The organism is Blautia faecis (assembly GCF_027662325.1).
Taxonomy (GTDB): Bacteria; Bacillota; Clostridia; order Lachnospirales; family Lachnospiraceae; genus Blautia_A; species Blautia_A faecis.
Genome location: NZ_JAQDKY010000033.1, coordinates 1 through 14,658, shown reverse-complemented (window position 1 = coordinate 14,658; position 14,658 = coordinate 1). Strand labels below are relative to the sequence as shown.

The 14,658-nt window shown below is 40.6% G+C and carries 14 protein-coding genes and 1 riboswitch; of the genes, 10 read left to right on the top strand and 4 right to left on the bottom strand.

All coding sequences use genetic code 11. From position 1 onward, the window contains the following. Nucleotides 1-288 precede the first annotated feature (288 nt). The 7 genes from PGQ38_RS14195 (at nt 289) to PGQ38_RS14165 (ending at nt 7,247) form a co-directional block, all read left to right on the top strand. A complete protein-coding gene (locus tag PGQ38_RS14195) occupies nt 289-1,104 on the top strand; it encodes a hypothetical protein (RefSeq protein WP_270432315.1) in 816 nt (271 codons plus the stop codon). A 61-nt stretch (nt 1,105-1,165) separates the two neighbouring features. Then, nucleotides 1,166-1,942 carry a DUF4428 domain-containing protein gene (locus PGQ38_RS14190; protein ID WP_270432312.1) on the top strand — a complete coding sequence of 259 codons (777 nt, stop codon included), beginning with the start codon at nt 1,166-1,168 and terminating at the stop codon, nt 1,940-1,942. Nucleotides 1,943-2,127: 185 nt separating this feature from the next. Beyond that, on the top strand, nt 2,128-3,795 hold the full coding sequence (locus tag PGQ38_RS14185) for a histidine kinase N-terminal 7TM domain-containing protein (protein ID WP_195589005.1): 1,668 nt from the start codon (nt 2,128-2,130) through the stop codon (nt 3,793-3,795). After that, nucleotides 3,792-5,135: a sensor histidine kinase gene (locus PGQ38_RS14180; RefSeq protein WP_270432310.1), complete on the top strand. Its 1,344-nt coding sequence runs from the start codon at nt 3,792-3,794 to the stop codon at nt 5,133-5,135. Before PGQ38_RS14185 ends, PGQ38_RS14180 begins: the two co-directional genes overlap by 4 nt. Continuing rightward, the gene (locus PGQ38_RS14175) at nt 5,083-5,709 is read left to right on the top strand and encodes a response regulator transcription factor (RefSeq protein WP_173716186.1); all 627 of its coding nucleotides are present in this window, start codon (nt 5,083-5,085) and stop codon (nt 5,707-5,709) included. Before PGQ38_RS14180 ends, PGQ38_RS14175 begins: the two co-directional genes overlap by 53 nt. A 39-nt stretch (nt 5,710-5,748) precedes the next feature. Next, nucleotides 5,749-6,600 (top strand): hypothetical protein, encoded by an 852-nt coding sequence (locus PGQ38_RS14170; RefSeq protein ID WP_270432306.1) that lies wholly within the window; start codon nt 5,749-5,751, stop codon nt 6,598-6,600. Nucleotides 6,601-6,722: 122 nt separating this feature from the next. After that, nucleotides 6,723-7,247, top strand: a complete 525-nt coding sequence (locus PGQ38_RS14165; RefSeq protein WP_195379770.1) for a hypothetical protein — start codon at nt 6,723-6,725, stop codon at nt 7,245-7,247. Between the two features lie 212 nt (nt 7,248-7,459). On the opposite strand, the gene folK is transcribed toward PGQ38_RS14165, so the two are convergent. The 4 genes from folK to folE form a co-directional block, all read right to left on the bottom strand. Next, a complete protein-coding gene (folK, locus tag PGQ38_RS14160; protein WP_173716184.1) occupies nt 7,460-8,293 on the bottom strand; it encodes a 2-amino-4-hydroxy-6-hydroxymethyldihydropteridine diphosphokinase in 834 nt (277 codons plus the stop codon). Nucleotides 8,294-8,407: 114 nt separating this feature from the next. Then, on the bottom strand, nt 8,408-9,217 hold the full coding sequence (folP, locus tag PGQ38_RS14155; protein WP_270432302.1) for a dihydropteroate synthase: 810 nt from the start codon (nt 9,215-9,217) through the stop codon (nt 8,408-8,410). A 39-nt stretch (nt 9,218-9,256) separates the two neighbouring features. Continuing rightward, nucleotides 9,257-9,754, bottom strand: a complete 498-nt coding sequence (locus PGQ38_RS14150) for an HD domain-containing protein (protein WP_195700139.1) — start codon at nt 9,752-9,754, stop codon at nt 9,257-9,259. Continuing rightward, a complete protein-coding gene (gene folE, locus PGQ38_RS14145; protein ID WP_187565518.1) occupies nt 9,751-10,308 on the bottom strand; it encodes a GTP cyclohydrolase I FolE in 558 nt (185 codons plus the stop codon). The genes PGQ38_RS14150 and folE overlap by 4 nt, the downstream gene beginning before the upstream one ends. Before the next feature lie 251 nt (nt 10,309-10,559). Beyond that, nucleotides 10,560-10,656: riboswitch (THF riboswitch) on the bottom strand. A 133-nt stretch (nt 10,657-10,789) separates the two neighbouring features. On the opposite strand from folE, the gene PGQ38_RS14140 reads away from it, so the two are divergent. From PGQ38_RS14140 to PGQ38_RS14130, 3 genes are all read left to right on the top strand, one after another. Beyond that, entirely contained in the window at nt 10,790-12,577 is a 1,788-nt protein-coding gene (locus tag PGQ38_RS14140; protein ID WP_195993099.1) for an aminopeptidase P family protein, read from the top strand. 104 nt (nt 12,578-12,681) lie between these two features. Continuing rightward, a complete protein-coding gene (locus PGQ38_RS14135) occupies nt 12,682-13,143 on the top strand; it encodes an NUDIX hydrolase (RefSeq protein ID WP_270432297.1) in 462 nt (153 codons plus the stop codon). Nucleotides 13,144-13,251: 108 nt separating this feature from the next. After that, a complete protein-coding gene (locus PGQ38_RS14130; protein ID WP_270432295.1) occupies nt 13,252-14,472 on the top strand; it encodes a serpin family protein in 1,221 nt (406 codons plus the stop codon). Nucleotides 14,473-14,658: the final 186 nt, after the last annotated feature.

The following is a 14,658-nucleotide window of genomic DNA, read 5'->3' as shown; positions in this document are numbered from 1 at the left end:
ATATAAACATGTAATGTTTATTATGTCGTAGCGTAAAGTGAGCCTGCGATACTGCCTGAAAAGGGTGGTATCACAGGCTTTTCTTGTGTGGATTAAATTCTGGGTGGCTACGGTGACTGACGTAGGCGCAGCAGATGAAAAATCAGACAAGTCAATATGGCGGTTGCTTAATATTCGATGTACCCGATCAGTTCAGTTACTGTCAGAAGTGCTAGTGCAAATAGGAAAGCATTCACGTATAATGAAAATAACAAAAAACACGATAATAACAAGAAGGGAGATGTTTTTATGAACAAAAAAATGAGACTGTGGGTGGCTGGAACAGTTGGAGTCTTAATGACAGGCCTGATGAGCGTGAATGCTTATGCACTTGAAGAAAAGGATGTTATTGGAACCTGGTATGTAAATGAGCTTTCCATGGGTGGAGACATTTTGTTTCATTCAGGAGTAATGGGAATGGAAGTGACCGTGGATATTAAAGAAGGCGGTCAGATGGAAACCATAACGTCCTACAGTGGGGAAGAACCAGAGGCAGATCAATCAGAGTGGAAAATAGAAAATGATAAATTGTTGATGACTTATAGCGATCAAACGGTAGAATGTGAGTATGCTGATGGCAAAATAACGATAACTGCAGATGGAACGACAATGATCCTAAGCCAGGAAAAGGAAGAGTATGAGCCATATGTACCAGGCAAACCGGTGGAAAACCCGACCATGGAGGATTTCAAAGGAGAATGGATCTGCACTTTGATGGATGCATTTGGAATGCAGATGCCTGTCAATTCTGAACTGACCGGATTTGAGATGATGTTGTCTATTCAGGAAGATAAGTCTGAGCTTATCGTAATTGAAAGCGGAGAAGAGGGCAGAGCTGAACTCCAGGGAGAAATGGATGGAAATATTCTGGTATTGAAAACTGCAGCGGGAGATGAGGCTGGAACTATGCTTTTCAGTTGTGATACTATGAGGCTCAGTTTATTAGATGATGGAAAACTGTGTTTTGAACCGGAGTCTGATGGCAGTGAAGAAGAAACTTCTGAAACAGATGGGGAGGACTTCTCCGTAAAGACATATTTTGACAAAATAGATGTTGTAGAATAGTGTAAAATACTGCCGCACCAGAATTGCATGATTCTGGTGCGGCAGAAAAGAAAGGAAAGCTATGGGATTATTTGATAAGAAAATCTGTGATATCTGCGGAGAAAAAATAGGTTTACTGGGGAATCGAAAATTAGATGACGGAAATCTATGTAAAAACTGTGCCAAAAAATTATCACCATGGTTTGAGGAACGGCGGCACAGTACGGTAGAGGATATAAAACGTCAATTGGAATATCGTGAAAATAACAAAAAGGCAGTAATGGATTTTGGCATAACCCGTCAGATCAGTACCAGAAATTATACTGTTTTCATTGATGATCATAAGAGAAATTTTACTGTTGCACGAAAACTGGATGTCAATGAAAATCCGGATATAGTTCCTTTATCCGCTATTGTACAGTGTAGAGTAGAGGTGGATCGACAACAGATTGAGAAAACCTATACAAAGGATGGAAAGACAGTAAGCTATCAGCCGCCAATATATGACTATGAGTTTGATTATACTATGCGCATTAAGGTTAACACTCCCTGGTTTGACGATATGGATTTTCGTCTGAATACTTTTTCCATAAGCAGTGAAAAGGGAGGCGAATTGATGGAAGTGGAGCAGACTGGACATCAGATCATTGCGGCTTTGACACAAAATGATGCCGGAATACAGCCTGGAAAGAGCATGAACACAGGGATGCAGCCTGGAATGAGCATGAACGCAGGAATGCGTCCTGGAATGAACATGAACCCAGGAATGCAACCTGATAGCGGATCGTGGAGATGCCAGTGTGGTGCAGAGAATGTGGGAAGGTTCTGCGAATATTGTGGTCAGCCAAGACCGTTTTAAGTAATGAAAAACAGAGTGGACATGATTGTTCACTCTGTTCGTGATAATAGGGTTATTGTTCATTCTAAACCAGTGACCAATAATCGGAAAACTCTGAAAATTGACAATTTCTCTAAAAACTATATAATAAAACAGAGTTTTATAGTATACTTGTTATAAAAGTATACAATGAGAGAGGAATTTTCATGACATATAATAAAAAGAGGATGTTGTCGTATGGAGTAATTCTGATAAGCGTGCTTCTGGCTTATTTCTGCAGGCTGGTAAGACCGAAAAATACTTTTGCAAGAAATTTTGCCGACCAGTGCCGCAATTGTATTTACCTGGGGCTGTACTGTGCCTGGGTAATCTATCTGGAAAAGCATGTAGTATATAAAAAAATGCGCAGATGTCTGACTGCAATTGGTTGTCTGATGGTATTCTGGTTCTTTGTAAGAACAGTGAAATTTCATATTTTTCATGAACCTCTTGGAGAACATATATGTTGGTATCTGTATTATATTCCGATGATCTTGATCCCTGTTTTAGGTCTGTCAGCAGCATTGTTTTTTGTTGAAAAAGATGAAGAAAAAACGGTCAGACAAATCATAATTCTTTTGACTGTGGCGGCAGTATTGATCATAAGTGTTTTTACAAATGATTTGCATCAGCTGGTGTTTCGGTTTTCTAAACAGCCTCCATTTTCGGATAGGGATTATAGTTATGGTATTCTTTTTGCAGTGATTCAGGGGTGGATGCTGAGTTGTCTGACAGGAATGGAAATTATTCTGATCAGAAAAAGCAGGATTCCGGGAAAGAAACAGTTTTGGCTGCCAGTCATTCCAGGAATATTGCTTCTGGGATGGAATGTTGGAAATATATTTCATTTGTCTTTCATCAAAACCCTTGCAGGGGATATGACAGCAGTGTGTTGTCTTTTAATGGCAGCAATTTATCAGGGCTGTATAGTATGCGGATTGATACAGACAAACAATCGATATTTTGAATTATTCCAGACTTCAGGAGGGCTAGACGCAGAGATTACAGATGATTCTTTTCAGCGTTATTATCATTCTGGTGATTTTCCCAAGCTTTCTCCTGAAATGCGTACAATGATCATTCACAGATCATCTGTGCAGGAACAGGGAATCCGGATCAACCATATTCCCATAAGGGGAGGACATCTGTTTTGGTCAGAAGATATTTCAATATTGCTGGATCAATATCAGGATATTCGGGAACAGCAGGAAGAACTGACTGCCAGAAACAGACTGCTGCAGAAAACCTATGAGAAAGAAGCGGAGCGAAGAAAAACAGAAGAACAGAATCGGCTGTTAAACATGATACAGAATCAGACTGCCGGACAGCTGGAATTGCTGTCGCAGTTGATGGATGAACTGGAAAGGACGGAATCAAGGGAACGATATGATCTGCTTCTCGGTAAAATTGTAGTTATTGGTACATATTTGAAGCGGAGAAAAAATCTGGTATTGACACAATATACATCAGATGGAAATGTGCTTACTATGGAAGATCTCAGGCAAAGTCTTGCAGAATCCTGTGACAGTTTAAAATTATGCAGGATCCGGGCTGCTTATTATGTGGAAAATGGAGATATTCAGCTGAATGCAGAGGATATACTAAAATGCTATGATACCTTTGAATGGCTTGCAGAACGGCTATCTGATGTGATGCAGTCTATGTTTTACCGTGTGTCGCAGATTGATGATGATCTTCGGATTTCCGTTCACATTGCATCAGAGGCAGATCTGTGCGGCTTAATGTCAGAAAGACCGGACCTTAAAGTGCAGCAGGAAGATGAAAAAGAATGGTTTGTTGGGTGCAGCATATTCAGAAAGAGAGGCGGCAGATGAATAGTTTTGTAGAATGCAGCATAGCAATGCAGAATTTTCTGATGATTCTTCTGGAAATCTGCCTGATTTTGGAACTTATTCTCTTTCTGCTAAGAATCACCTGTTTTTCCGGGAAAAAGAAAGTGATAACGACAATAACTGTTTTTGCAGTTTCTTTTGCTCTTATGGTTTCTTTGATGAATGAGCATAGATATAGTATTGGAGAAAGTGCATATCAGCCAATGCTCCAGGATTATCCGGCCAGTATTTTAGCAGCAGGGATTGTTGCATTGACATTTTATCTTTGTTGGGCAATCTGGAAGGAGAGATACAAATATAATCATTCCTTGTCGTACTGGTCTGTGAATGAAGCTGTGGATGACGTTCCGTGTGGAGTATGCTTTTCGGATTCGCTTGGAAGGATTGTTTTGTGTAATACTAAGATGCAGGAATTGTGCAGAATGATGACGGGGGCTTATCTGCAGGATTATGATACATTGCGAAAAGCAATGGACAATGAAATTATATCAAAAGGACTTATCCGATTAAGCAGCGACAGTAACGTGTTTTATTTTCCAGATGATTCTGTCTGGATGTTTCAGGAATATCGTCTGCAGGAGCCGGATTGTGCAGGATATCTGCAGACAGTAGCAGTTAATGTATCAGAAATTTACTATAATAGTGAAAAGATCAGGGCAAACAATGAAAAGCTGGAAATCCTGAATCATAAGCTGGAGGAAATGTACGAAAAAATCGGTGATAAAATCAGAGAGCAGGAAACACTTGCTATGAAAATGCAAGTCCATGATAATTTTGGGCGAAGTCTTCTGTCAATACGCAGAATATTGGAGAGAAAAGAAAATCAGGACAAAATGGATAAACAATTGTCTGCATTGAAGCATCTGGTTTATATTCTTACCGGCTCTGCCGTAGAGAGTATGGAAAAGCTGTATGAGGATACGATTAAACATGCAGAGGAGCTTGGGATTTCGGTTCAGATCAGCGGAAACTTTCCTTTATATCCATCTTACAGAGTTCTGGCAGACAGAGCAATCCGTGAATGTGTGACAAACTGTGCCAGACATGCCCACGGCAATGTTGTTTTTGTGAAGATAGACAAATATGCAAATGAATACAACATCCGGATCACCAATGATGGAGATGCGCCTGAAAAAAATGCGGAAGAAGGCGGTGGTTTGTCTGCACTGAGAAAAGCAGCCGAATCAATGAACTGCACAATGCAAATTTTATTTGTCCCTGAGTTTTGTCTGATATTGAAGATGCCGCTGACAGAAAGGATGAGTTTGGATGGTACGTGTACTGATAGTAGAAGATCAGAAGATCATGCAGAAGTATTTTGAATATATTCTTATGCAGGATCCGGAATTTCGACATGTTCAGACAATTTCGGATGCCCGTGAAGCTGTAAAAATCTGTGATTATTCAGTAATAGATCTTGTAATCATGGATGTTCAGACATTTCATAATCACGATGGGCTGAGCGCCGGAAAAATGATCAGGGAAAAGTACCCATATACAAAGGTATTGGTTGTTACGTCTTTGATCGATCCCAAGGTGCTGGAAAGAGCAAAAAGCGGATGTGCGGACAGTCTCTGGTATAAAGATCACGGTGAAGAGGATATACGGAGTGTGATTTACAGAACCTTAAATGGTGAGCGTGTATTTCCGGATATAACGCCAAAGGTGGAACTTAACTGGATCACAAGCGGTGATATCAGTCCAAGACAACTGGAGATGCTGCGTTTGTATATTCATGGGATGTCCTATTCGGAGATTGCAAGGAAAATGGATTGTTCGACTTCCGGGGTAAGATGGAATTTTCAGGAAATGATTGACAAGGCAGGATATAGCTGTAAGGAAGATCTGATAGCAGCTGCGTTGGAAAGTAAATTGATTGTAACCACACTGAAATAGAAAGGCATAGGCATATTCTGACAGGAAGGAGCTGAAAGTATGAAAAAATTTTCTATTACTGTATGTGTTTGCGCAGTACTGTTTTCTTTTAGTAACTACGGTGAATGTGTGAGAGAAGTATCTGCCCAAACTTCTGGGGCAGAAGAGAATCTGGCAATTTTGCAAGACATTATCAGAGAAAATGAATGCCAGGCTGGAATGGCATTTCTGGGCTACACTTATGAAAATGCAGATACATCAGAGATACTTGAATATACCAGGCAGGAAGAATTGGCTGCGGCTTATCCTTTTTTGCAGGATGGAACTGTTGTTGATGCAGGAGGTTATGAAATCTATGCTATTGTTCCAGGACTTGATTGTAAGATCAGTATTTATCCGACTCAGGTTACGGAAGAAGGGGAATATTTGGAAGATCTGAACAATCCATGGTATATGGGGCAGGAAAATGAAGTCATTATCCTGCGCTGCAATATGAGCGAGATTTTTTCCAATGTAATGGTTTCTGTGCAGAAGCAGAATATGAGTGTGCAATACCATCCTATGGTATCGCTAAAGGATGGACACCTTGCAGCGGAAGCCTACTGCTATGATTTTTCAATATATTATGATTGGGATGAGTATCAATCAGAGTATGATTATTCATTGGATATAAATATTGCCAGGGACTTGATTGCGCAAATAGACGAAGTTAGTTATTACCTTGGTCTTGGAATGTCCCTGTGGTATACCGGTACGGAGGAGTATATTGAGGGAAGAAACTGTCCGGTATTTGTTATAGGGACAGATCATGAGGAACATTTTACAAAAGAAAAATATTATGCGGCAGGAGATAATGTGGTTTATTATTACGATCCGTTAGGCGATGCGTGGCTTTTGCTGGGAGCTGGCTGACAGACGGATTTTGGTATATGCTGACAGAAGATTCATCAGGGTGTGCAGATTGCAGGAATGATTTTTTAAACAGGCTTTCGTATATAACAGAGATTGATTAATTGGGGAAAGAGGAAACAGACATGAATGATTTTTTAACAGAAAAGAATAAAAAAACAGGAGTGTTAGGAAAACTGAAATGGGTTCTTTGTGGCTTCTGTATACTTTTTACTCTGGGAGCTATTGGCGCAGCAGAGAAATATATTGGTGAAGGATGCTGGGGAATGGCAGCAACGGAGATTATACTGGGATTGTTATTTTTGTATCCCACCTTCCGGGAAATCCAGAAAGCATTGAAGAAGAAAAAAGCCAGAGAAATAGCCTGTTGGTTTGAATCTTATGCCCAGAGCACGCTCTCATTTGAGAAGTTTGAGACTGAGATGGGAAAAGATGCTGTAAGGAAACTGGAAAAAATGATTGCCAAAGGGTATATTCGAAATATTCAGATAGACAGAGAAGAAAATTATATATTGATTACTGCACCAAACAGACGTGTGAATGAGAAGATTTATATTACAGTTACCTGTCCCAGCTGCGGTGCAAAGAATCAGATAATAAAAGGCCGCCTGTGCAACTGTGAATATTGCGGACAGCGTCTCACTTCCTGACAGCAGATGCGAATTATTACACAAGGGGCTGCCTGTTTTCCGGCAGCCCCAATGTTAGATTGTCACTTGTTAAGTTGGTTGAACCGCTGTATACGGAACCGTACGGTGGCGTGATAGCACGGATTACGAATGCGGTCGGCAGCTGTGGGAGTGCTATAGGCGCGGAACAGCTGACTTTCATATGTGATGTAGCCGGTAGGCGACATGTTCGTTTAGCGGCAAAGAAGAATATTTAAAAGCTGTGAAATTGTCTGATTTAGTACAGGATGCCTGAGGTAAGGGGCAATCTGGTTCATAGGAGCCAGCACAAAGTCACGATTCTGCATATCCGGATGGGGGATGTGAAGATCTGCAGTATCAATGATTTCCTGATCATAAAAGAGAATATCCAGATCCAGAGTACGAGGACCCCAGTGAATAATACGTTCCCGGTTTGCCTCCTGTTCCAGCTGATGAAGACGTTCCAGCAATTCTTCCGGTGAAAGAAGGGTACGCATTTTCAAAACTCCATTCAGAAATTCATCCTGATCGGTAACACCATAAGGTTCTGTTACAAGATAATCAGAAACGGCCTCTATCCGGCATCCTTTTGTTTTTTTCAAACCACGTATCCCATTGTCGATGAACAGCTTTTTATCTCCCATATTAGAGCCAAAAGCAATGTATGCAGTATGCCATTTTCTTGTGATTTCCACAGATACGGTTTTCAGTGGAAGACCAACAGGAGCCCAGGGCTTTTCAATTTTCAGTGTGATCTGTTCCAGATCGGAAAGAGAGTCGAGCAGCATCTCTGCAAGATTTTCTGCAAGTGCTTCCAGAAGCTTAAAAGTATGTTTTCTGGTGAAATCTGTAATCATGTGGCTGACTTCTCCGTAATTGATAGAAGCAGACAGATCATCCGTTAACCCGGCCTGACGTGTGTGGGTAAAGAGGGTGGCAGAAATAACAAATTTTTGTCCAAGTACATTTTCTTCCGGATAGACACCATGGTTGGCAAAAATTTCCAGTTCTTTAATTTCTATTTTATCAAATCTGGTTTCATCCATAACAGTTGTTCCTTTCTGTTGGCTATTTACAATTTTGAGGAATTTGAACGCAGTCGCTTCGCGACTGCGTTCATGAGCAAGTAGCAAAGCGGATTGCGAATGTCCTCTTTACTCTCAATTACAACCCAAAATTGCTTCTGTCATCTGGATCACGCGTCTGTTTTCCTTGACATCATGAACACGCACAAAAGAACAGCCCTTCATCACACCAATTACACTGGTAGCCAGTGTTCCCTCTACACGCTGGTCTACAGGCAGATCAAGTGCCAGTCCGATCATCGACTTGCGTGAGGTGCCAAGAAGAACCGGAAAGCCCAGATTCTTAAAAAGCTCCAGATGATTCATAGTTTCCAGATTCATCTCAAATGTTTTTCCAAATCCAACCCCTGGATCGAGAATGATTTTCTCATCTTTGATTCCTGCTTTTCTTGCAAGATTGACACATTCCTGTGTCTCAGAAAGCATATCAATGAGAAAATTGTTATATTCTGTATTGGACTTATTGTGCATGAGACAGCATGCAGCATCATATTTGGCAATTACAGCGCCCATTTCAGAATCATATTTTAATCCCCAGATATCGTTGACCAGATCTGCACCGGCCTGAATCGCACTTTCTGCCACGCTGCTTTTGAAGGTATCTACAGAAATGGGAATGTCAAAACGTTTTCTGACCGCTTCGATAACGGGCAAAACTCTCTGAGCTTCTTCCTCTGCACTGACCGGCGTGTGTCCGGGACGCGTAGACTCCCCGCCAATATCGATAATATCCGCACCATCCGCGATCATGGCTTCTGTATGCCGCAAAGCTTCATCTAAATGATTCCATTTCCCGCCATCGGAAAAAGAATCAGGAGTAATATTTAAAATTCCCATTATATAAGTGTGATTTTGTGTATCAAAAAAACGATTTCCAATTTTCATAAATAGAAACCATCCTTTCTGTTAGATTTTTTAGAAGGCTTAATATTCAATTGTCAGATTTTTTTTCTCAGAAGGCCAGTAACATTCTGAAGCTGCTGAACAGGAAAAACAATTTCTGGACTTTTTATCAGCCTTATATAGCAGCATAGCCAACACATTATCAGATCCATCCGTCCTGTGCTGACTGATCGCAGATAATATTTCCTCTTTTTCCTGCTCTGTAAAATGCAGATCTGCCAGAATCTTTCCGGCTATTTCAGCTCCTGCAATGTCATGAGAAATACCCGACAGATATTGCTGCGCACGGCCAATGTCATGAAGAAGAGCAGTGGCATAAATGATTTCTCTGGACAGATTAAGCTTGTTTTCCAGAGAATAAATATACATCAGCCTGGCAACATCCAGAAAGTGTTCCGGCGTATGTCTGCAGAAAATACGATCTTTTTCAAGCTCCTGTATTTTCTTACAGTGCTTTTGATAAAGGGGATGCCGCCAGATTAAAGAAATACGGTTTGTTTCAGAAAAAGAACTGCTCATTTTCCGACCATGGAAAGGAACATTTTCTGCAGCTCCTTATCTTCTTTGAAGGCTCCGCGGGTTACAGTCGTAATTGTTTTGCTTCCTGGCTTTTTAACGCCTCGCATGGTCATGCAGGTGTGTTCTGCTTCCAGCATAACCATAATTCCCTTCGGAGAGAGGGCACGCTCCAGAGCGTCCGCAATCTGTACTGTGAGGCGTTCCTGGATCTGCGGTCTTCTGGCATAAACCTCTACCGTACGTGCCAGCTTGCTTAATCCTGTGACTTTTCCATCGGGAATATAAGCCAGGTGCGCCTTACCATAAAAAGGCATCAGATGATGCTCGCACATAGAGTAAAAAGTAATATCTTTTTCCAATACGATCTCATTATTTTCTACTGGAAACTGCTTCAGTAAATGGGGATCTGCTTCCTGATCGAGACCACCGTAAATTTCCTCGCACATACGTGCAATTCTGTCGGGAGTATCAATCAGTCCCTCCCGGGTAATATCCTCACCGATTCCTTCCAGAAGCAGGCGGATGGCCTGTTCTACTTTTTGTTTGTCAACCATTAAAAATAACCTCCTTTGTATTTGATTGCGGAGACTATCCTTTTTTGATAAAACCGGGGAAGGATTTTCGAATTCGAATATCTGCCTGCTTAATACGCAAAAAAGGATATCTCCAATTGTGATAGAATGTATGTCGAAAACATTCCCTTGAGTCTGTTAAAAAACGTTTCCACAAATCGCAACGTGCGTCTTGTAGAAAATCCCTTTCAGGCAGGCTCTGACACAATATGAGATATCCCTCTTATAGTGCTTGCAACGGGTGCGGATAATATACCGTAAGACGTGCTTTTCGTTTCAGTGACAACTCCCCATTCACCGAACACTTGACGCATAAAATCCTATTTTGCATATCATTCATTTCGAAAGTTAGTATATCACGTCTTTTGGGAATAGAAAAGTGTTTTTTCTTAAACAGGTTGCGAAAAGGTAACGTGGATATTATAATAGGAATAGACAAAATTCACTGGAAGGAGTCAGTTTTATGACAGTTAAAGAACGAATCACCGCACTTCGGGAAGTAATGGCAGAGAAGAAAATAGATGCTTATCTTGTTCCCACAGATGATTTTCATGCATCTGAATATGTAGGAGAATACTTTAAGTGCAGAAAATATATTACAGGTTTTACCGGATCTGCCGGCAGAGCAGTCATCATGCAGGATATGGCTGGATTGTGGACAGATGGAAGATATTTCATCCAGGCGGCCGCACAGCTGGAGGGAACGGGTGTAGAGCTTTTTAAAATGGGAGAACCAGATGTTCCCACTGTGCACCAGTTTCTGGAAGAAAAATTAGGCGAGGGAATGTGCCTTGGTTTTGACGGAAGAACCGTCAGCGCCGAAGAAGCAGATGAACTGGCCGAACTTCTTGCAAAAAAAGGAGCCACTCTTCAGACGGATTCTGATCTGGTAGGAGAAATCTGGGAAGATCGTCCGGCACTTTCCTGCGAACCGGTTATGGAACTGGATGTAAAATGGGCAGGCGAATCCCGTGCTGACAAATGTGGAAGAATCCGTAAATCAATGGAAGAGAAAGGTGCAGATGGATTTGTACTGACTTCTCTGGATGACATTGCATGGCTGCTGAATATTCGTGGCGGCGATGTACATTGCTGTCCGGTTGTTCTCTCTTATTTGGTCATGACCAAAACAGAAATCAGGCTGTTTGCAAATGAAAAAGCATTTTCGGCTTCAATTCTGGACGCATTATCTAAGGATGGCGTAACCATTTTGCCCTATGACAGCATTTATGAATATGTAAAAACATTTGAGAAAGACATGACAGTTCTTCTTTGTAAAAAGAAAGCCAACTGTCGTCTGGTAAACAGTATTCCGAAGGAAGTAACGATTCTGGATGAAGCCAACCTGACTTTTCTTCCAAAATCAATTAAAAATCCAGTAGAAGTAGAAAATGAACGTATCGCTCATATCAAAGACGGAGTTGCGCTTACCAAATTCATCTGCTGGCTAAAGAAAAATGTTGGCAAAATTCCAATAACAGAGTTAAGTGCAGGAGAGAAGCTGTACAGCTTCCGTGCCCAGCAGGAGAACTTTATCGACAACAGCTTTGACCCCATTATTTCTTATGGCATTCATGCTGCAATCAACCATTATTCTGCAACACCAGAGACAGATATTGCCATTGAGCCTGGCAATTTCCTTCTGGCAGATACAGGCGGACACTATTACGAAGGTACTACAGATACCACCCGCACAATTGTTATGGGCTCTGTGAATGACGAGCAGAAGAAATATTTTACCGCTGTTTTACGTGGCATGCTGAACCTTGGAAATGCCAAATTCCGTTATGGCTGTACTGGTGTAAATCTGGATTATCTGGCGCGTGGTCCGTTATGGGAAATGGGACAGGATTTTAATCATGGAACAGGACATGGAGTTGGTTATCTTCTGAATGTTCATGAAGGACCAAACAGCTTCCGCTGGAGAATTATTCAGGGAGATAATGCAGTACTGGAAGAGGGTATGATCACATCAGATGAGCCTGGATACTATGTGGAAAACCAATATGGAATCCGCCACGAAAACCTGCTTGTATGCAAAAAAGCAGAGAAAACCTCATTTGGCCAGTTTATGTGCTTTGAACATCTGACTATGGTACCGTTTGATCTGGATGCTGTTGTTCCCGAGCTGATGACTGTGCAGGAACGGGCACTTCTTAATAATTATCATGCACAGGTATATAAAAAGATTTCTCCATATCTGGAAGAAGAGGAAAAAGAATGGCTGAAAGAAGCTACACGCGAAATCTGAAGCTAATCATTTAAAACAGTAAACAGGGGCATGTATAAAACTGATATGCATCGCCCTTGTTTTATATTTTACAGAAAAAGCAGTGCCTGCGGGAAGGAGAATAAATGACAATAACTACTTTATGCTATATCGAAAACGATGGCAAATATTTGATGCTTCACAGAGTAAAAAAGCAAAATGACATAAATAAAGGCAAATGGATCGGTGTAGGTGGACATACAGAAGATCAGGAATCCCCTGAAGAATGTCTTCTGCGTGAAGTAAAAGAAGAAACAGGACTCACACTTACTTCCTACAAATTTCGTGGCCTGGTAACCTTTATAAACAGCGAATGTGAATCTGAGCTTATGTGTGTATTTACAGCCGATGGATATACCGGGGAACTGATTGAATGCAATGAAGGCGAACTATGCTGGGTTGATAAGAAAATAGTGCCAGAGCTTCCTACATGGGAAGGTGATAAAGTTTTTCTGAACCTGCTTCTTTCAGAGGAAAAACTTTTTTTCTCTGTTAAACTACAATATGAGGGAGAGCTGCTTGTAAATACGGAAATTCGCTTATACTAAATGAAAATTAATATAACAGAAAGAAGAAACAAATATGTTAAAATAAAACAAAAACTTGCAGAAAACCTTTGCTAAAAGGACTTTATCGACCGTACAAGGAGGTTATACATGAATAAAATAAAACTTTTTGCTGGGGCACTGACGTTCATGACAACCATGGCTCCTCCAATCCATGCATATGCTGCCACAGCCAGTCACGCAGAATTAAATGCAGCTGAAAAGAACATTGATCTTGATAAATCAGTTAATCTGCAGAATTCTATTAACCTTACAGATGAAATAGCCAAAGAAAATCAGGATTCCAATATAATGTTCAGCCCCACAAGCCTTAACTTCGCCCTTGGCATGATTGCAGAAGGTGCCAAGGGCGAAACGAAAAACGCATTAAATGAATATTTAGGAACCGATGATTTTGCAGCATATGCCAGAAAGTATATGAATGTAATTAAAAGCTATAATACAGAAGATGAAAATTATGGTTATACATCGAAATTAAAAATTGCAGATGCTTTATGGGTAAATCGGGGACTGACTCTGCAGGACCAATTTCAAAAAAATGCAGAAGATAATTTTGAAGCAGAGGCGGAAATTCTTGATTTTTCTGATAAAGAAAACACATGCAATACTATTAATGCATGGTGCAATGAAAATACAGATGGGCTGATTCCGGAAATTATGAAACCTGATATGCTTAATGAAAACAGTGAATTGTGTCTCACCAATTCATTGTATTTTGAATCCGGATGGTCCCAGGATCCATGGGATGTTTCTGATGAAAAAGAAAAATTCGGCGATAACGAAGAAACAAAGTACATGACAAGCATCGGTGATAATTACTATGAAAATGACGCGGCAATAGCATTTGAAAAATACTATGCAAATAATCTGAGCTTCATTGGAATTTTGCCGAAAGCAGAAGGAGATTTTACTCTTGATGAGCTGGATATTGAAGGTCTTCTGAAATCAGAACCGGAATACGATGAAGTTAACTGTAAAATGCCTAAGTTGAATTTTGAAACAACCGCTGAGTTAAGTGATATCCTCAGTAGAATAGGACTTGAGAATGTTTTTTCGGACGATGCTGATTTTTCAGGCATTGCAGATAAAGCGGTCCATGTCAGTTCTGTTTTACAGAAAACAAAGCTGGAACTAGACGAAAATGGAACTAAAGCTGCCGCTGTGACTGCAGTAACAATGGAGTGCATGTCTGCAATGGATACGGATCCGATTATAAAAGATGTTGAGCTGACACGGCCATTTGCATTTCTGATCTACGACAGTGCAAATGAGGAAGTGCTGTTTATGGGAAAAGTTCTAACGGTACAGTGACAGAAATTCTTCCATTATGAAAATAATTTAATTAAAAAATGAAAGAAAATATATTTGATGTATATTATAGCGTACTTGTTATGATAGGACTTTTCAGATTGAGTTTTTTATTGGGCTGCAATATGGAGATTGTTGCGAAAAAATCTAAAAGATTTTTGTAAGATTTTGTAAAAAGTGCTTGACGAT

Excerpts from the sequence above, each read along its gene's own strand:
- folK (WP_173716184.1), bottom strand. The coding sequence starts at position 8,293 with ATGGATGAAACCAGATTTGATAAAATAGAAATTAAAGAACTGGAAATT.
- PGQ38_RS14140 (WP_195993099.1), top strand. The coding sequence starts at position 10,790 with ATGACAGTTAAAGAACGAATCACCGCACTTCGGGAAGTAATGGCAGAG.
- PGQ38_RS14190 (WP_270432312.1), top strand. The coding sequence starts at position 1,166 with ATGGGATTATTTGATAAGAAAATCTGTGATATCTGCGGAGAAAAAATA.
- folP (WP_270432302.1), bottom strand. The coding sequence starts at position 9,217 with ATGAAAATTGGAAATCGTTTTTTTGATACACAAAATCACACTTATATA.
- PGQ38_RS14130 (WP_270432295.1), top strand. The coding sequence starts at position 13,252 with ATGAATAAAATAAAACTTTTTGCTGGGGCACTGACGTTCATGACAACC.
- PGQ38_RS14195 (WP_270432315.1), top strand. The coding sequence starts at position 289 with ATGAACAAAAAAATGAGACTGTGGGTGGCTGGAACAGTTGGAGTCTTA.
- PGQ38_RS14180 (WP_270432310.1), top strand. The coding sequence starts at position 3,792 with ATGAATAGTTTTGTAGAATGCAGCATAGCAATGCAGAATTTTCTGATG.
- PGQ38_RS14170 (WP_270432306.1), top strand. The coding sequence starts at position 5,749 with ATGAAAAAATTTTCTATTACTGTATGTGTTTGCGCAGTACTGTTTTCT.
- folE (WP_187565518.1), bottom strand. The coding sequence starts at position 10,308 with ATGGTTGACAAACAAAAAGTAGAACAGGCCATCCGCCTGCTTCTGGAA.
- PGQ38_RS14150 (WP_195700139.1), bottom strand. The coding sequence starts at position 9,754 with ATGAGCAGTTCTTTTTCTGAAACAAACCGTATTTCTTTAATCTGGCGG.
- PGQ38_RS14165 (WP_195379770.1), top strand. The coding sequence starts at position 6,723 with ATGAATGATTTTTTAACAGAAAAGAATAAAAAAACAGGAGTGTTAGGA.
- PGQ38_RS14135 (WP_270432297.1), top strand. The coding sequence starts at position 12,682 with ATGACAATAACTACTTTATGCTATATCGAAAACGATGGCAAATATTTG.
- PGQ38_RS14185 (WP_195589005.1), top strand. The coding sequence starts at position 2,128 with ATGACATATAATAAAAAGAGGATGTTGTCGTATGGAGTAATTCTGATA.
- PGQ38_RS14175 (WP_173716186.1), top strand. The coding sequence starts at position 5,083 with ATGGTACGTGTACTGATAGTAGAAGATCAGAAGATCATGCAGAAGTAT.